At 66.7% G+C, this 17541-nt stretch carries 17 protein-coding genes; 6 read left to right on the top strand and 11 right to left on the bottom strand.

The window, feature by feature from the left end; genetic code table 11:
- Positions 1 to 25 precede the first annotated feature (25 nt).
- Positions 26 to 1324, top strand: coding sequence for an NYN domain-containing protein (locus LDO41_RS15550; protein ID WP_223989717.1), 1299 nt, complete (start codon positions 26 to 28; stop codon positions 1322 to 1324).
- A gap of 47 nt (positions 1325 to 1371) precedes the next feature.
- On the opposite strand, the gene gspF is transcribed toward LDO41_RS15550, so the two are convergent.
- The 11 genes from gspF to gspG form a co-directional block, all read right to left on the bottom strand.
- Complete coding sequence (gene gspF / locus LDO41_RS15545) at positions 1372 to 2589, bottom strand: type II secretion system inner membrane protein GspF (RefSeq protein ID WP_223989715.1); 1218 nt, start codon at positions 2587 to 2589, stop codon at positions 1372 to 1374.
- A gap of 19 nt (positions 2590 to 2608) precedes the next feature.
- Positions 2609 to 4165: a type II secretion system ATPase GspE gene (gene gspE / locus LDO41_RS15540; RefSeq protein ID WP_223989713.1), complete on the bottom strand. Its 1557-nt coding sequence runs from the start codon at positions 4163 to 4165 to the stop codon at positions 2609 to 2611.
- Between the two features lie 9 nt (positions 4166 to 4174).
- The gene (gspD, locus tag LDO41_RS15535) at positions 4175 to 6724 is read right to left on the bottom strand and encodes a type II secretion system secretin GspD (protein ID WP_223989711.1); all 2550 of its coding nucleotides are present in this window, start codon (positions 6722 to 6724) and stop codon (positions 4175 to 4177) included.
- Positions 6725 to 6758: 34 nt separating this feature from the next.
- Positions 6759 to 7565, bottom strand: a complete 807-nt coding sequence (locus tag LDO41_RS15530) for a type II secretion system protein N (protein ID WP_223989709.1) — start codon at positions 7563 to 7565, stop codon at positions 6759 to 6761.
- Positions 7565 to 8161: a type II secretion system protein M gene (locus tag LDO41_RS15525; protein WP_223989707.1), complete on the bottom strand. Its 597-nt coding sequence runs from the start codon at positions 8159 to 8161 to the stop codon at positions 7565 to 7567. The genes LDO41_RS15530 and LDO41_RS15525 overlap by 1 nt, the downstream gene beginning before the upstream one ends.
- Positions 8158 to 9726, bottom strand: coding sequence for a type II secretion system protein GspL (gene gspL / locus LDO41_RS15520; RefSeq protein WP_223989705.1), 1569 nt, complete (start codon positions 9724 to 9726; stop codon positions 8158 to 8160). Before gspL ends, LDO41_RS15525 begins: the two co-directional genes overlap by 4 nt.
- 339 nt (positions 9727 to 10065) lie before the next feature.
- Positions 10066 to 11121: a type II secretion system minor pseudopilin GspK gene (gene gspK, locus LDO41_RS15515; protein WP_223989703.1), complete on the bottom strand. Its 1056-nt coding sequence runs from the start codon at positions 11119 to 11121 to the stop codon at positions 10066 to 10068.
- Complete coding sequence (locus LDO41_RS15510) at positions 11118 to 11861, bottom strand: PulJ/GspJ family protein (RefSeq protein WP_223989701.1); 744 nt, start codon at positions 11859 to 11861, stop codon at positions 11118 to 11120. The genes gspK and LDO41_RS15510 overlap by 4 nt, the downstream gene beginning before the upstream one ends.
- The gene (gene gspI, locus LDO41_RS15505) at positions 11839 to 12246 is read right to left on the bottom strand and encodes a type II secretion system minor pseudopilin GspI (protein ID WP_223989699.1); all 408 of its coding nucleotides are present in this window, start codon (positions 12244 to 12246) and stop codon (positions 11839 to 11841) included. Before gspI ends, LDO41_RS15510 begins: the two co-directional genes overlap by 23 nt.
- Positions 12243 to 12725: a prepilin-type N-terminal cleavage/methylation domain-containing protein gene (locus tag LDO41_RS15500; protein WP_223989697.1), complete on the bottom strand. Its 483-nt coding sequence runs from the start codon at positions 12723 to 12725 to the stop codon at positions 12243 to 12245. Before LDO41_RS15500 ends, gspI begins: the two co-directional genes overlap by 4 nt.
- A gap of 14 nt (positions 12726 to 12739) precedes the next feature.
- Positions 12740 to 13246, bottom strand: a complete 507-nt coding sequence (gene gspG, locus LDO41_RS15495; protein ID WP_223989695.1) for a type II secretion system major pseudopilin GspG — start codon at positions 13244 to 13246, stop codon at positions 12740 to 12742.
- Between the two features lie 193 nt (positions 13247 to 13439).
- Here gspG and LDO41_RS15490 point away from each other — a divergent pair, with 193 nt between their 5' ends.
- From LDO41_RS15490 to LDO41_RS15470, 5 genes are all read left to right on the top strand, one after another.
- Positions 13440 to 13895: an RrF2 family transcriptional regulator gene (locus LDO41_RS15490; RefSeq protein ID WP_223989693.1), complete on the top strand. Its 456-nt coding sequence runs from the start codon at positions 13440 to 13442 to the stop codon at positions 13893 to 13895.
- 79 nt (positions 13896 to 13974) lie between these two features.
- A complete protein-coding gene (locus LDO41_RS15485) occupies positions 13975 to 15195 on the top strand; it encodes a globin domain-containing protein (protein ID WP_223989691.1) in 1221 nt (406 codons plus the stop codon).
- A 106-nt stretch (positions 15196 to 15301) separates the two neighbouring features.
- Positions 15302 to 15958, top strand: coding sequence for a type II secretion system protein N (locus tag LDO41_RS15480; RefSeq protein ID WP_223989689.1), 657 nt, complete (start codon positions 15302 to 15304; stop codon positions 15956 to 15958).
- Between the two features lie 154 nt (positions 15959 to 16112).
- Positions 16113 to 16721, top strand: coding sequence for an EF-hand domain-containing protein (locus LDO41_RS15475; RefSeq protein ID WP_223989687.1), 609 nt, complete (start codon positions 16113 to 16115; stop codon positions 16719 to 16721).
- Between the two features lie 256 nt (positions 16722 to 16977).
- Positions 16978 to 17469: an Lrp/AsnC family transcriptional regulator gene (locus LDO41_RS15470; RefSeq protein ID WP_223989685.1), complete on the top strand. Its 492-nt coding sequence runs from the start codon at positions 16978 to 16980 to the stop codon at positions 17467 to 17469.
- The last annotated feature ends 72 nt before the right edge of the window (positions 17470 to 17541 follow it).

Here is a 17541-nt window from a genome sequence, read left to right as displayed (position 1 = left end):
CCCGGCCGCTCAATCCGCTAAAGACATGACCAATGTTTCCCGCCAGGGCACCGCGACCCTGGCCGTGCTGATCGACGCCGACAACGCGACGCCCGCCATCGTCGAAGGCCTGCTGGCCGAAGTGGCCAAGTACGGCGTGGCCGCCGTCAAGCGCATCTACGGCGACTGGACCAAGCCCAATCTCTCCGGCTGGAAGGAGAAGCTGCTGTCGCACTCGATCCAGCCGATCCAGCAATTCCGCTACACGGTGGGCAAGAACGCCACCGACAGCGCGATGATCATCGACGCGATGGATCTGCTCTACACCGGGCGTTTCCACGGCTTCTGCATCGTCTCGTCCGACAGCGACTTCACGCGTCTGGCCTCGCGCATCCGCGAGCAGGGCCTGACGGTCTATGGTTTCGGCGAGCGCAAGACGCCCAAGCCGTTCGTCACCGCGTGCGACAAGTTCATCTACTCCGACGTGCTGCGCGCCGAGGTGGAGGTGGAGGGCGTGGACGGCGGGGAGGGTGTGGAAGGCGCGGTGGCGCCGGCGCGCCGTCGCAACACGGGCGAACTGCGTCAGGACTCGCGCCTGGTGCGCCTGCTGCAAAGCGCTTCCAAGGCCGTGTCCGACGAGGATGGATGGTCGACGCTGGGCGGCATGGGCAACCATATCGCCAAGCAGGCGCCCGAATTCGACTCGCGCAACTACGGCTACGGCAAGTTGTCCGAGCTGGTGGCCGCGACCGGTCTGTTCGAAGTGGAAACGCGCAATGGCGGCAACAACAAGACGATCTGGGTCCGCCTCAAGAAGCGCAGCAAGGGTGGCGGTCAGGACGTCAAGCCGTCGCAACGGCCCGTACCCGCACCTGCGGTGGATAGCGCCAACACGCAGTTTGACCACGCGCCGGCCGTACCTGTCGCTGCGCCCGAATTCGATTTCGGGGACGATGGCGACGAGTACGAAGCTACGCCAGAACCGGCACCGATCGAACTGCCGCCCGAGGTAGAGGAGATTGCCGGTTCGGCATCCACGCTGATTCCGGAAACGCTCGGCGAGGCGCCTGAAGAGGAAGAAGACGCGGCAAGAACGTCGAAGTCGCGCAACCGGCGCGCCAAGCGCCCGGAAGTCGCGCTAAGCGAAAAGCCATGGCCGATCGACGCATCGGTATTCGCCGCACCGGGCAACACCGTAGTCTCGGCCCAGCCTGAGCCCGCCCCGGTGGAAGCCGCACCCGTCGCGAAGGCACCGGAAGAGCCCGCCCCGGCAACCGCGCCCGCAAAGAAGGCCCCCGCCAAGCGCGCACCAAGAAAGCGCGCGCCAAAGAAGCCGGAAGCTTAAGCTTCGCCACCGGTTTGCGCCCCTCTCCTCAGGGAGAGGGCGCGCAGTTACCGCACCAACTGATTGATCTCAATAATCGGCATCAACACTGCCAGCACGATCAACAGCACCACCACACCCATCGTCAGAATCAGCAACGGCTCCAGCAGACTGGTCAAGAACAGCGTCCGCCGTTCCAGCTCCTGTCCTTCGCCCGTCGCCGCACGCTCAAGCATGATCGGCAAATTGCCCGTCGCCTCACCCGAGCGAATCAAATGCACCAGCACCGGCGGAAACTGGTTCTGCGCCGCCAGCGCGCGCGCCAATGACGCGCCTTCGCGCACCCGCGTGGTGGCATCGTCAACGTTGGTCTTGAGCGCCTGATTGGTAAGGGTCTCGCCCGCAGCCTGCAGACTGCGCAGGATCGGCACCCCGGCCGACACCAGAATCGCCAGCGTGCTGGCAAAGCGCGCGGTGTTGTAGCCGCGAATCAGCTTGCCCACCAGCGGCGCGGTCAACAGGTAGCGATGCCACGCCAGCTTGATATCGGGCTGCCGCAACAGGCTCCGCACGATCAGCGCGACCGCGCCCAGCACGATCAGCCCGGCCCACCACCAGTGGCGCACAAAATCTGACAGCGCCAGCATGATGATCGTCAGCAACGGCAGCTTCTGCTTGGTGTTGGCGAACACACTGACCACCTGCGGCACCACATACGAGAGCAGGAAAATCACGATCGCAAACGCCACCACAGTGACGATCGCCGGATACGTGAACGCCAGCCGGATTTTCGAGGTCAACTGATTGCGCGTCTCGATATAGGTGGCCAACCGCTCGAGCACCAACCCGAGGTGACCCGAGTGCTCGCCCGCCGATACCAGCGCGCGATAGATATCCGGAAAATCCTTCGGATGCTGCGACAGCGCCATGGAAAGCGAGCTGCCGCCCATCACCTCGGCGCGAATCCCAGCCAGCAGTTCGTGCACGTACTGCCGCTCGGCCTGATCCGCGAGCGCACCGAGTGCTTCGTCCAGCGGCAGGCCGGACACGATCAGGCTGGCGAGTTGCCGCGTGAACAGCGCCTGCTCCTGCGTGCTGAGCCGCCGCACGAACATGCTGCGGCCGCCACGCTGCGCAGTACCGCTGCCGGCGAGCGGATCGACGACGATGGGCGTCAGTCCGCGCGCGCGCAAGTGGCTGCGCGCCTGTTTCGGACTGTCGGCTTCGATCACGCCACGATCGGCGCGCCCGGCCGCGTCCGCGGCTTCGTAACGATAGGCAGGCATGCTGCGTCAGGCTCCCGGGCTAATCGCGCGTGACACGCAGCACTTCCTCGAGTGCCGTCGCGCCGCTGTCGATCCAGCGCTGCGCGTCGCCGCGCATCGTGTGCATGCCCTTGGCGAGCGCGCTCTGCTTGATCTCGGACTCCGCCACCTGACGGTGGATCATCGTGCGAATCTCGTCATCGACGCTCAGCAGTTCGTACACGCCCATCCGGCCCTGATAGCCCGAGTTGCCGCACTTGTCGCAACCCACGGCGTGCCACACGCGCTGCAACGGCTTGCCCTCGGTCTGCAGCACCGCAGCCTCCGCGGCGGTGACCTCGATCACCTCCTCGCGCTTGCAGTGCGGGCACAATCGGCGTACCAGCCGCTGCGCCAGCACGCCGAGCAGCGACGACGACAGCAGGAATGGCTCGATGCCCATATCGACCAGCCGCGTCACCGCCGAAGCCGAGTCGTTCGTGTGCAGCGTGGCCAGTACCAGGTGGCCCGTCAGCGACGCCTGCACCGCGATCTGCGCGGTCTCCAGGTCACGGATTTCGCCGATCATCACGATATCCGGATCCTGCCGCAGGATCGCGCGCAGCGCCTTGCCGAAGGTCATGTCGATCCGCGGATTGACCTGTGTCTGGCCGATGCCGTCGAGGTCGTACTCGATCGGATCCTCCACGGTCATGATGTTGGTCGTGTGCGAATCGAGCCGCGACAGCGCCGCGTAGAGCGTGGTGGTCTTGCCCGAACCGGTCGGGCCCGTCACCAGCACGATGCCGTGCGGCTGATGAATCAGATGGTCGAAATTGACGAGCGTCTCGCGCGCCATGCCGAGCTTGGCCAGATCGAGCCGGCCCGCTTCCTTGTCGAGCAGACGCAGCACCGCGCGCTCGCCGTGACCGGTCGGCAGCGTCGAGACCCGGACGTCGACCGGACGCCCACCCACGCGTAGCGTGATGCGGCCATCCTGCGGCAGGCGTTTCTCGGCGATATCGAGCTGCGCCATGATCTTGATCCGCGAGATCAGCGCGCCATGGAGCGCCTTCTTCGGCCGCACCACGTCGCGCAGCGTGCCGTCCACGCGGAAGCGCACCACCGACGAGGTCTCGAACGGCTCGATGTGGATATCCGACGCGCCTTCGCGCGCGGCCTGCGTCAGCAGCGCATTGATCATGCGGATGATCGGCGCATCGTCTTCCGACTCCAGCAGGTCCTCGACCGCCGGAATGTCCTGCATCAGCCGCGACAGATCGACCTCGCCCTCTACCTCGCCCACCACCTGCGCGGCGGTGCCGTCCTGGCGGTTATAGGCGTCGGACATCGCACGCTCGAGCGCGTCGGGCTCCAGCACGCGCAGGCGCAGTGCGCCGTGCACACGCGTCAGTTCTGCCAGCGCGGAAGGTACGGTGGCGCGGCTGACCCAGACCTCGAGGCCATCGGGACGCTGGTGCGCGACCAGCAGCCGGGCTTCGCGTGCAAAGCTGTAGGGCACCAGGCGCGCAGCAACCGCCGATGGTGCTTCGAGCACCTCGGCAGCTCCGGCGGCGAGGCCGGTCTCGTCAGGCTGGGTGGAAACGTCGGTGGCCATGACAGAACTTTAGTTGATGGGGCCGCGCGAAAATGCGTCGGCCAGTGCCACGGCGGGATTGGGACGCGTCGGCGGTACCTTGCCTGGCGCAGGCTTCTGCACCGGCTGCGATGCGGGCAACTCACGTGGCACCTGCGGTTCGTAGATCGCCACGCGATCCACCTGCGCCAGCGGTGCCTGCTGCACGGGCTGTGGTACTGCCTGCGGTATGGCCTGCGACAGCGGCCGCGACGGCCGTACGGTCGGATCCGGCATCTGTTGCGGCGGCATCAATTGCTGCGGCGTTTGCTGCAGCGGCAACGGCGGCGCCAGCGGCGTCGTGCTGCGCGGATCGACGAACGGTGCCGCGGGCGCGTCGGCCGGCGGCAGCACCGGCGTGTTCCGATCGGGGATCATGATGTTCGGCGACACGAAGCCAGTCTGCTGCGCACGCATGAAGTCGTAGCGATCCTGCGCGAGGCGATCGGTCGCGGCACCCGTGCGCATGACGTACGGGCGCAGGAACACGAGCAGGTTGGTCTTCGCGCGATTCTTGTTCTCATACCGGAACAGGCCACCGATCCACGGCAAGTCGCCGAGGCCAGGCACCTTCTGCACGCTGTCCGCACTGCTGTTTTCGATCAGGCCGCCCAGCACGATGATCTGGCCATCGTCGACCAGCACGTTGGTCTCGATCGAGCGTACGTTGGTGGTCGGGCCCGACGTATTGTTCAGCGTGCCATTCACCACCGACGACGATTCCTGGTAGATCTGCATCTTCACGAGGCCGCCGTCGGTGATCTGCGGACGCACGCGCAACGTGATGCCCACGTCCTTGCGGTCGAACGTGTTGAACGGCGTCACGGTCGAGGTGTTGCCGGTCTGGGCATAGGAGCCGGTCGTGACAGGGATGTTCTGCCCGATCAGGATCTTGGCTTCTTCGTTCTCGAGCGTAATCAGGTTTGGCGTGGATAGCAGGTTCACGCTGGTGTTTTCGCCAAGCGCACGGATCAGCGCGCCTAGTCCGATAGCCCGGTTGACGATGCCGAGATTCAAACCGGCAAGGTCCGGCACCAGCTGGCTCGCCGCCACGATGCCCGCCTGCTGGTTGTTGTTGATTGCGGCCACGGCACCCGTCAGGTTGATGATGTTCGCGCCGCCCTGCGCGAAGTTGGTCCCCGCGAACACACCGGTGTTGCCGCCGTTAGAGCTCAGCAGGCCCTGCCACTGAATCCCCAGCTGGCCGGTATCGGTAGACGACACTTCGACGATCATCGACTCGATATAGACCTGCGCGCGGCGCTGGTCGAGGTCATCGATCACGCTGCGCAGATTCCGATACACCGGCTCGCTCGCGGTGATGATCAGCGTGTTCGTGGACGGATCTGCCTGAATGATGCCGCCCGTGGTGGGCTGCTGGTTGGTCGCGAATGAAGCGGAGAAGGCGTTGCTGCCGCCGCTGCCGCCACCACCAAAACTTGAGCTACCGCTGCCCGACCGTCCGCTACTGCTGCCATATCCTCCCGAACTTCCGAACTGGCCACCCGCCTGCGAACTCTGCCCCTGCGCATAGCCGCCCGCGCCAGACGCGGCGGTGCCACCCGCGCCGCCAGGCTGCGTGGCGGAGGCAAAGCTGCTGTCGGCCGCGACGATCGCGCGCAGCGTGGCCGCGAGCTTCACCGCATCGGCGTTACGCAGCGGCACCACCCAGATATTGCCGGGTCGCGCATAGGGCTGGTCGATCTTCTCGATCAGCATGCGCGCCTGCTGCACGCGCGCGCGGCTCGAGGCACGGATCATCAGCGAGTTGCTGCGAGGCTCGGCCACCACCGTGGTGCGCAGGCTCGAATCGCCCGTGCCGGCCGCGGCAGTGCCACCTGCTGCGGACGGATCCAGCAGTTTCTGCAGCGTCAGCGCCGCATCGCTGGCGATCGCGTTCTTCAGCGGCACAATCTCGACTTCGCCCGTCGCCGGCGCATCGACGGCCGCGATGATGCGGGCCAGCCGGCGCAGGTTGTCGGCATAGTCGGTAATGACCAGCGTGTTATTGGCCGGATACGCGGTGATCGTGTTGTTCGGCGCGATCATCGGGCGCAGTACCGGCACCAGGTTGTTGGCCGACTCGTAGTTCAGGCGAAACACCTGCGTCACCACCTGGTCGCCGCGCCCGGCCGCGCCGCCGATCACGGTCGGCGATCCCTGCAGCTTGGCGTCGGCTTCGGGCACGACCTTGGTAAAGCCGTTGCTCTCGACCATCGCGTAGCCCTGCATGCGCAGGACCGAGCCGAGCGTCTCCAGCGCCTGCGAGCGCGACACCGGCTGTTCGGTCACCAGATTCACGGTGCCCTTCACGCGCGGGTCGATCACAAAGTTCTTGCCGGTGGCCTGGCCGACCGCCTTGACCACGGAGTCGAGGTCCGCGTTGACGAAATTCAGCACCACCTGATCGCGATTGGGTGGCGAGACGTCGGGCTGCTGCGCCCAGAGCGGCGCCGGCGCGAGCAGGGAGAGACCGCACAGCAGGGCGGTGGCGCGCGCGAGGGCGGTGCGGATGAAAGGTCGGTGTGCTTGGGTTTTCATAATCGGTTCCGGCTGGCTTCGGTTGCGTCGTGGATTAGAAGCGCAGCCTTGTCACATTGTCCTCACGTCGTCCCAGCAGGCTCAGCAGCCCAGCCAGTTGCGCCGCGGCTTCGGGGTCGGCCTTCGCCGTCCCCTCGAATCGCGCGGGCTTGCCCAGCGTGCCGCTGCCCTCCAGGTACAGCGGCCCCGCGATGGTCTTCAATTCCAGTCTTCCTGTCGCGCCGGTCCAGTCGATCTCGGCGCGGTAGCTGCCCAGCGGCCGCAGACGGCTGATCGCCGATGATACTTGCTCGACGCGCAGGGTCAGATGCCCCTCCAGCGCGCCATCGGCAAACCGTCCGCGCAACGCCGACCAGTCCAGCCGCATCTGCCCGTCGGGGCGTAGCGTGTTGAACGGCGCGCCCACACCTTCCAGCAACGACGCCGGCAGGCTCAGTGCTCCGGCCTGCGCGGTCCAGCCGCGCGGGGTCACCGACAGTGCCACCGGCGCGGCCAGCGAGCGGTCATGCGAGACCACCACGCGCAGCGTGCCGGTCAGCATTGGCCAGAACGGCACCGTCCAGGCCAGTCGCCCCGGCAGTACGGTAGCGGTCTGGCTGCCCGCGCCGGCGGACAGCGCCAGCGTCGCACTGCCATGCCAGATCGTGCCGGCCGCATCGGCCAGCAGCACGCGCCGGCCAGACCGCGCCGCCACACTGTCGGCCAGCCACGCGGCGGGCAGCTGCGCGATCAGCGTGGCGATCACCACCACCACGCCGAGCAACGCCCATCGCACGCGCCGCCAGCCGCTCGACTCGCGCCGGCGCCGGCGCGGCAGCCGCAGGGACTCCAGCCGCGCCATCAGTTACGTCCGCCTGCGCCAGGGCCTTGCAGCGTCGCGGTGACATTGACCAGCGCGGTGGCACCGACGTACGAAAACCGCGCATCGGTGACCTTGAGCCGCTGCTGCAGACGAACGTCCTGCAGCCAGCTAGCTACCGAGCCAAACGCTACTTTCTCGAGTTGTACCTGTACCGCGTTGTCGCCGGTCGTGGCCAGTCGCGTGGCCTTGAGGCCGTGCTGACTGAGGGTGTCCTGCAGCGCCTGCGTCAGCGCATCGCCGCGCAACGATGGCGCGGGGCTTGCGGACAGGCCGCGTGCTTCCTGTGCCAGCGTTTCCATTTCGGCGAGGTCGGCGCGCAGCGCGGGCAGGCTCTTCGCCATTGCCACGCGGCCGCTTGACGCCGGTTCCCACAGCAGCGTGTAGCCGATCACCAGTACCAATACCAGCGAGCCACCGCCGAGAATCGCCTGCTCGCGCGGATTGCGCGCTTCCCAGAATGCATCGAAGCGTTCGAGCCAGCGCTCCGGAATGCGCGGGCGCAGTCGCGCAAAGCGGCCAAAGGCGGCGCCTCGCGTGCCCTTGCCGCCGCGACCGGCGTTCGTGATGTTTCTCATGTTCCGGGCTTTACAGTCCAGCGCGAGCCCGCGGGCCCGGGCGTGCCGGTGGCGCGTGTCATCGCGTCCGGCGGGTTCTTGTCTTCGTCCATCTGTAGCCCGACCTGTCGCACGCTGTTGCGCAATGCACTGGTATCGGTGCCGGGCTTCAACGTGACATACAGCATGCCGCCGCGATACTCGAGCGCCTGCAGCGCGTCGGGCGCCAGGCTGCGCGCGGCGCCCGCAAAGCGGTCCGCGAGCGGCAGGAAATCGTCGGGGGTGCTACGGCCCGATGCCAGCCGCAACTGTTCCACCTGCCGGCGCATCTGCAGCGGCGGGTCGATCACGACCGGGATCTGCGGAAACGCCGTGCGCAACGCCTGGGTCTGCGCCGCTTCCAGCTGGTCGCGCTCCTTGCTCAGCATCAGCCAGTGCACGTTGATGCCGATCAACTGCACAAGCAGCACGCCGCAGGCGAGGGCAACCGGCAGACGCCATGCACGCAGGTTCCAGCGGTCGATGCGGCCCTGCGCGAATTCGAACTGCGCGAGGTCCAGGTCGCGCTGCCGCAGACAATCCTCGGCGCCTTCCAGCCACACGCGCCAGTCGTCGAGCGGACGCGGCGCGCGTCCCGTGTGGCGGCGCTCGTAGAGTGCCGGCACCGGTGCGTGCGCAAGCGCGGCGCGATCGCCGTGCCAGCGGCCGGCCGGCGCGAGCGCCTGCCATGCGGCCAGCGCCTCGTCGCCGAGCAGCAGGCCATACCCTTCGTAGGCGCCGGTGCGCACCGTCACCTGCCACAGCCGGCCATTGCCGATGCGGGTGGCCGGACCGGTTTCCAGCAGCGCGGCGGATTCGGCGAGCGCCGCGGCGGCACCTTCGACCACCAGCGTCGCCAGCTGGACCGGCGCGACCACGGCCTCAGCATTGTTTGAAACGGCACTGTCCACGCCTTGGTCGGCCGGACCGCCTTCGGCACCGCCCTGATCGCCGTTCTCGTCTTCGGGCTCCGCCAGCGGATCCGGCTCGGCGCCGACGGTGGCGAGCTTCGGCTCGTACTTGCGCAGCACCTGCGTGGTGGTCAGCGGCGTCAGCGGAATGCACAACTGGGCCGGCACCACATGGCGGCGTCGGTGTTTGTGATCGGCAAACGCATCGAGCACCGCGCGCAGCCAGGCGCGATCGGCCACCATCAGCAGCCGGCGTCGCGCGCCGCGTGCGGGCGTGCCAGGTTCCAGACCCGGCCCGAGCGCGATATGGCAGGGCTGCGCATCGGTCGCCAGCGCATCCTCGACCAGATTCGGCAGGGCGAGCTTGAGTCGGGCCGGCGGCAGCGGCGGCACCATGGCGGTGGTCAGCAACACGTCGCTGGCGGCGACGATCAGCACGAGGCGATCCGCAGCCGGCAGTTCGGACACCAGAGCGTGGCCTTCGCGCAACAGATCGATCGCACTCGCGTCACCAACGCGGCGGTTCTTATCCCCCACGGGCGTGCGGACCAATGCAAACGGCATCGCGCCGAACTGCCACGGTTGCGGCTGGTCATGCGGCCGTTGCGGCAGGCGGACGTAGAGGGTGGTACTCAAAATATCCTTGGATTAGTGGCACTTATCGCACCGGATCGCCTGCGAAAGCGTCTCCGGGGCCGCCCCCGGGCGGTCTGGAAACCGGCGTGGCACATGCGCGGGAAAGGCTCGGAAACGTTCCGGTCGCGGTTCGGCAGGGCTTCCGGGTGGCGCTTGCAGCGGGCCTGGAATCGACCCCCGAACAGGCGCAGCAGCATACCTTGCCTGTGTGACTAACTCGCGTCAATAGCAGCCCGTCCGATTGCATTGGATGGCGATTGGCGCTAGTCCGTGGCGCAGTGCGCGTGGGCACTTCCAGCATCCGGCTGTCGCACTTCCGGCACACTGCCGGCACCCTGTTCAGCGCACTTCGGGCAGGCGATCGACGTCGTGCACCCAGACCACGCGGGTGGTGTTGCCGCTGCCGAGAACATCGGCGCGGAATACCAATGACACCTGTAGCCGGTTGGCGCGTTCATGTCGCACCAGACCGTAGATCAGGAAGTAGTGTGTGCGCACATCGAGCAGACTCGTGGCCGAACTCGCGTTGACCTGCGGCGCAATCGCCGACAACTGGTTGACCACGTCGTTGGTGTTGTTGAAGTACGCGCGATCGCGCTGGCGCACCAGCTCGCGGGCTTTCTCGATCGGCATGTTGATGACCGCCGCGAGCACCTCCGCATCCGCGGTGTTGGCGTTCACCTTCGTGCGCTCCGGCAGTACAGCCACGAACGGCTCCAGCAGCGCCACCATGTCCGGCGAGAAGCCAGGCACCGCGAGCAGGTCGTCGACGCTATCCGGTGGGCGCGGCGCCGGCTGGCCGTTGCTGCTGCCGCCGCGGGCCGCGCGCAGCATGTATTGCGCGGTGGGCTCGGCCAGCCCGGCGTTCAGGCCGAGCGTCTGCAGCAGACGCTGAAACGCGACCAGGGCCGTGCTATCGATGCTGGCCGTTCGGCCGGTGCCCTCGGCCGTCCACAGCACCAGATTGGTCAGGTTGAAGCGTGCCTGCGCATCCATGATGCGGCCCGACAGAAACGAGGTCTCGCCGGCCTGATCGGTGCGCAGCCCCGCCCCCAGAAAATCGGACAGCTTGGTCTCGGCCACTGGCACCGACCATGGCTCGCCGATGTAATCCACCTGCGAGCGGCGCTGGTCGTCGCGCAGGATCAGGCGCGCCCAGTCCACAGCCGCACGCTGGATCCACGTGGCCTGCGCCAGCAGCCGCTGGTTCTCGATCGAGCGAATCTGCACCTGTTGTCGCCACAGCATGCCGGAGACCACGACCACCGCGAGCGTGACGATGAGCAGCGCGGTCACGACCGCCGCGCCGCGCTGGGCACGACCGCCGGCGAGCCGCCGGGAGGCAAGGTAGCCAGAGCGGCCAACACGGGAAGAGGGCGTAGCGCGCACGGTCATAGCCCCGTCATGCAGACTTTCTGGAACTGCCGCGGCGTGTCGCCGTCCCCCATGCGCGCGAAGATCGTCAGTTCGACCGCACGCAGCGCGGTGGCGGTGGCGATATTGCCGAAGCTCGCTTCGGCGTCGCTTGCGCCGGTCGCGTCGGCAATCGACGAGGCCGCCGCCGCGGCCGCGCTGGCCGCCGCGTTCCCCTGAATCAGCGCACCGTAGATACGACCCGTGTCGGCCTGCCAGCCGCCGGGCTCCACCCAGGCACGCGCAGACACGCTGTTCACGTCACGCACCAGAGGCCGCACCTGCACGCCCTGACCGGCGGCCTGCCGCATATTCAGCAGCGCGCCGCGCACCTCGTTGCGCGAAGCCAGATAGGGGCTGGCCGCGCGCACCAGCGTGTCGCCGTCGAGGCGGTAGGCAATCACCTGCCAGGCGGTCGGCTGGCCTGTGTCACGGCGGTCGCGCACCATCAGCAACTGGCCCGGTCCCAGTTCGAGCGGACTCGCCTGCAACAGCGCCGCCGTCGCCAGATGCTCGCAATCGGACTGAAACTGGCCATACAGCACCTTGAGCGTGTCCAGCCGCAGATCGTGGTCGGTCAGCCGCTCGCGGCTGCGCGTCAGCGAGTCGAGCGCGCGCCAGCCGATCACGGCCATCACGGCCAGCAGCGTGATCGCCACCAGCATCTCGAGCAGCGTAAAACCGCGTGCGCGCGGCCGGTCAGAGCATGTTGCGCGTTTCATTGGGGACGATGGTGACCAGCCAGGCGAGGCGCACGGACTTGTTCGCGGCGGAAGGGTAGACCGCAATTTCGACGCGGCGGAATGACGGGTTGGGCGTGCCGGAAACCGATTCCTCGCACCACAGCGGCATGCCGCCCTGTGGGCAGTCGTAGCCGCGCATGCCGGGCTCGGGCCAGGTTTTCGACAGGCGCAGTGTGGTCAGATGGTTCTCGGCACTCCACTCGGCCAGCATGCGGGTCTGCAGCGAGGTGCCGGCTTCCACCATGGAGCCCATGGCGCGCATGGTGGCCGTCAGCGCCACCGCCAGAATGGTCAGCGCGACCAGTACCTCGATCAGCGTAAAGCCCCGCGCGTGGGCGTGGCGGCGGATTTCGCGGCGGCTCATGGCAGCGCCGTCGCAACGTAGCGGCCGCTGCCGTCGCCGGTCACATCGACGCGGATCGGACCGCGCACGAGTACCAGCCGCTGCGGCCCGTCGACGAGCTCGCGGCCGAATACCAGCCGGAAGATACCGTTGCCCGCCGAGCGACCGCCTTCGGCAATCGACACGCCATCCATGGCCAGCCGCCATTTGCCGGGCGCGAACACATCGGTACGCATCGGTTGCCACCCTTGCGGCGTGGCTTCAAGAAAACGCCATCCCCCCGCATCGCCCTCCCAGGCAATGGGCCGTGCACCGAGTTGCGCTTCTTCCTGCGCGAGCTCGAACAGTCTGGCAATACGCTGGCCGTCGTCGAGAATGCGTCCACGCTCGTTCGGCGAGGCATTGACGGCGACCAGGGAGATGACGATGCCGGCGATCACCATGACCACCAGTAGCTCCAGCAGCGTGAAGCCGGTGGCGGCAAGCGAATGTCGGCGCATGGGAGTGGTGCGGCTTATTCCCAGTTGCCGATATCGGCGTCGTTCGCGTTGCCGCCGGCCTGGCCGTCGGCACCGAAGCTGAAGACGTCGATCTCGCCACGCACGCCGGGGTTCAGGTATTGGTAGGGATGGCCCCACGGATCCTTGGGCAGCTTCTCGAGGTAGCCCCCGCCCTTCCAGTTGTTCGGCACCGGTTCGGTGGTCGGCTTGGCCACCAGCGCGGGCAGGCCCTGCTCGGTGGTCGGGTAGCGACCGTTGTCGAGGCGATACAGCTTGAGGGCCTGCATGATCGACGAGATGTCCTGGCGCGCGGCCACGACCCGTGCCTCATCGGGACGGCTCATGATCTTCGGCACCACCAGTGCCGCCAGCACCCCAAGGATCACGATCACCACCATGATTTCGATCAGGGTGAAGCCGCGCGCGCGCCCGGCACGGGCGAGAGCAGGGCGGCCATGTCGGGACGGTCGGGATGGTTGGGGTCGTTGGGGTGTGACGGAGGAGGTGGCGAATCTGTGCATCGTGTCTGACCTTGTGCCTGGTCTGCCGGGATTATCCCGCCGGGCAATGTCGGCGTGGCCGGAATGGCCAGCCAGTATAACGCCACGGGCATGACGGTTTGGTGTGCGGGCGCATTCCGTTCCACTTTCCGTGATTTTGCGCCACAACTAAAACTTGCATTTGCAATGCATGTTATCTATGATTGCCCTCACGATGCAACTGACCCGATTCTCCGACTATGCGCTCCGGATGCTGATGTACGTATCCCGTGGCGACGGCAGCCGGCCGATCACCATCGCCGAAGTTGGCCAGCAGTTCGACATTTCGCACAACCATCTCGTCAAGGTGGCGGCGCGGCTGTCGAAACTGGGCTGGCTGACCGCGACACGTGGCCGGCACGGCGGGCTGCAACTCGGCCCTGGGGCCGAACGGCTCTCCGTCGGCACCATCCTGCGCGAGCTGGAGGGTCACCGGCCGATCATCGACTGCGCGGATCCACCCTGCGCGCTGAACGGCAACTGCCGGCTCAAGCGCGCGCTGGACGAGGCCCATGAGGCTTTCTACCGCACGCTCGATGGCCTGACGCTGGGCGAAGTATCCGGCAACAGCCGGACCGCTGAGTCGATCATCAGCCTGCATCGCGATTACCAGAGCCGGCGCGCGGCCTGAGCCAACGCTCATCCTTCGCCGGCTTTATTGTGAACGAAATCATGCATATTAGATGCATGATAAAACCGGAGTTTTTCTGATGCTGTCCGCTGCTTCCCGCCCCTATATCGATGCGAGCATTCCCGTCCTGCGCGAGCACGGCACGGCCATCACCACGCGCTTCTACGCGGACATGTTCGCGGCGCGTCCGGAGCTGACCCGCCTGTTCAACATGGGCAACCAGGCCAACGGATCGCAGCAGCAGTCGCTGGCATCGGGCCTGTTCGCCTACGCGGCCAACATCGACAACCCCGACGCGCTGGCGCCCGTGATCGATCGCATCGTCCACAAGCACGTCGCCGTGGGCCTGACCCCCGCCCACTACCCGATCGTCGGCAAGTACCTGATCGGTGCCATCAAGATCGTGCTCGGCGATGCCGCGACCCCCGAACTCATCGCCGCATGGGACGAAGCCTACTGGCTGCTGGCCGGCGCGTTCATCGCCGCCGAGTCGCGCCTCTACGACCGCAGCGGCATGGCCGCCGGCCAACTGCTGCCGGTGCGCGTGGTCGCACGCGAAGAGCAGAGCGAAACCGTGGCATCGCTCACGCTCGCGTCGCCCGACGGCAAGCCGCTGCGCGATTTCGCGCCGGGACAGTACATCAGCGTCGAGGCCACGTTCCCCGACGGCCATCGCCAGTTGCGTCAGTACTCGCTGTCCGCCGAGCGCGGGCTGCCGACGTGGCGCATCTCGGTCAAGCGGGAAGTCGGCGATATCAATACGCCGGAGGGCGCGGTCTCCAACTGGCTGCACGACACCGTTCAAGTGGGCGCAACGCTTTACGTCAGCACGCCGTGGGGCGAGTTCACGCCCGAGATCGACGACCGTGCCCCGATCGTGCTGCTGTCGGCCGGTATCGGCATCACCCCGATGCTCTCGGTGCTGCGTACCCTCGCGGTCGAGCAGCCCCACCGCCCCGTGCTGTTCGCTCACGCCGCGCGCCACGGTGGACATCACGCGCACCGCGACGACCTCGGCTGGGCGCGCGAGCGACTGTCGAAACTGCGTACCCATATCAGCTACGAGGCACCGAACGACGCCGACCAGGCTGGTCGCGACTACGATCACGCCGGCACGATGCCGATCCGCGCACTGCTCGACGACCGCGACTCCACCCATTTCAAGGATGCGCGCTTCTACCTGTGCGGCCCGCTCGGTTTCATGCAGGCGCAGCGCCACGCGCTGATCTCGGCCGGCGTGCCGGTGCAGAACATCCATCGTGAAGTGTTCGGCCCCGATCTGCTGGACGATTTGCTCTGAGCGTCGGATATCGGCATCGCGCGGCAATTGTCGGTCTCGTGTGACAGACAGTTGCCGCATGGCTCTGGTACGCTTGGCGCCTGATCTCACCCGACCCTGCGTACCCGTGCCTGCGATTTCCCGGCCTGCCTTCCGTCTCAATCCTTCCGCCACCTGGCTGCCGAAGCTTGCGAGCCTCGTCTGCTTCGTTGCGCTGTGCGCGCTTGCCACGCACTGGGTACTCACTTTCATGGCGATGAGGACCATCCCCGTGCCGAACACCGCGCGCGTCGCGCAGACGGAGGCCGTGGAAACCGGTGCCATTGCCACGCTGTTCGGCGGTACCGTGCAAGCCGGCGTGCGCGACGTGCAACTGATCGGTGTGGTGGCCAATGTCGATGGCAGCGGCCCGAGCGCGGCCATCCTGTCGCTCGACGGCGGGGCGCCGAAGGCCGTGCGCGTGGGCGCCGCGCTGTCTCCGCAGATCAAGGTGGTCGAGATTCGTGGGCGCGGCATTGTGATCGAGCGCAATGGCGCTCGTCAGGAAATTGCGCTGCCGTTGCAGAACAACACGCCGGGCAGGGCCTCGATTCTGCCGTCCGCGCCGCCGTCTGGCGCCGCCGCACCGCTCTCCACGCCGATGCCGGCGCCCTCCGCACCTGCACCCGCACCGGTGACGAGCCAGCCGTACCCGCAGCAGATCCCGTCCCAGTCCCAGCCGATTCCGGCGCCGCCGGGATATACGCCGCAAGGCGTGCCGGAGCAGATGGTGCCCAAGGATTAACGCACTGTTAGCGCAACATATAGCTTCGATTTCGGCTGATTACGACAGACCGGGCCATCTGTGAGCCCGGTAACATCGTATTAAAAGCGCCAACTTCGCACGATTCCCTGCGTTCTAATCCGTACATGCACAACGCATGAAGAGGAGCACGGATATGCAACGCATGCAGAAGACCCACACCATCAAGACCTTCCTGGCCACGTCGGCGCTGTTCCTGGCAGCAGGCGCCGCGTTCGCGCAGACCGCCCCCGCACCAGCGAACACCGCGCCGTCCGCTACGGCAGCGCCATCGGCACCTCCCGCAGGCGGTCCCGGTTATCGCGGCGACCGAAATGGCGACCACAAGCATCACCACCATGGCGACGGCATGTGGCTGAAGTCGGTGGACACCGATGGCGACGGCGCCATCTCGAAGGCGGAGGCCGATGCGGTCTTCAACAAGATCGATACCAACCACGACGGCAAGCTCGACAAGTCCGAACTGGCGGCTTATCACAAGGCGCAATGGGAAGCCCGTCGCGCCGAGATGAAGGCGAAGTTCGACGAGAAGTTCAAGGCGGCCGACAAGAACGGTGACGGCGCGCTGACCCGCGACGAGATGAAGGCCGCGTTCCCGCGCATGGCCGCTCACTTCGATCAGATCGACGTGAACAAGGACGGCAAGGTGACCCAGGACGAGATCAAGAAGGCCATGGAGAAGATGCACAAGGATGGCCCGAAGCGCCGCGGCCCGCCGCCGGCATCGGCTCCCGCAGCCAACTGACCCGCCGGGGCAGCCGCCGAGTCGAGGCGGCTGAGGCGGCTGGAAGCAACGCGATCCTTCGGGATCGCGTTTTTTCGTTTACCGTTGCCGGCGCAAGGCGTTGGCATCACTCTTGCCTGTCTTGTTACGTTGGCCTGACGAGCGTCCGGGCTAGGGGAAAGTACGGGTCCCGCATCAAAAAAATTGCAGGCTTGTGCACGACTTGTTAAATTTGCGCAAAAAAATTGCCGACAAACATATTGCGGAGCAACAAACCGTGAGCAAGGTGGAGCTGGACAAGATCGATCGAAAGATCCTCGAGGTGCTGCAGACCAACGGTCGGCTGACCAACCTCGAAGTGGCGGAGCGTGTGAACCTCTCGCCAAGCCCGTGCCTGCGCCGCATCCGGCGGCTCGAGGAAATTGGCGTCATTCGCCAGTACGCCGCGCTGCTCGAACCCAACAAGGTCGGGCTGGGGCTGCTGGCCTATATCAACGTGCGGCTCGAGAAGCAGGGCGGCACACCCAAGGGCAAGGCGCCGCTGGACCTGTTCCGCGCCGCCATCAACACCTGGCCAGAGGTGGCGGCCTGCCACGCGATGACCGGTGAGATGGATCTGCTGCTCAAGGTGTACGTCGAGGACATGGAGCACTTCGCGCGCTTCATGCAGGAGCAGTTGCTCGCGCATCCGTCAGTGATCGACGTCCGCTCGAGCTTCGCACTGGAATCGATCAAGGACACCACCGCGCTGCCCGTTGCAGGCGCGTAAGCCTGCGCGGCGTGCCCAAAGACAAACGGCGCACCGTGCTGGTGCGCCGTTGTCGCGTGAACGCGGAGGCTA

Source organism: Cupriavidus pampae, from assembly GCF_914271485.1.
Lineage (GTDB): Bacteria > Pseudomonadota > Gammaproteobacteria > Burkholderiales > Burkholderiaceae > Cupriavidus > Cupriavidus pampae.
Note: the sequence above shows the minus strand (reverse complement) of the source record. Positions and strands in the feature narration are given on the sequence as shown.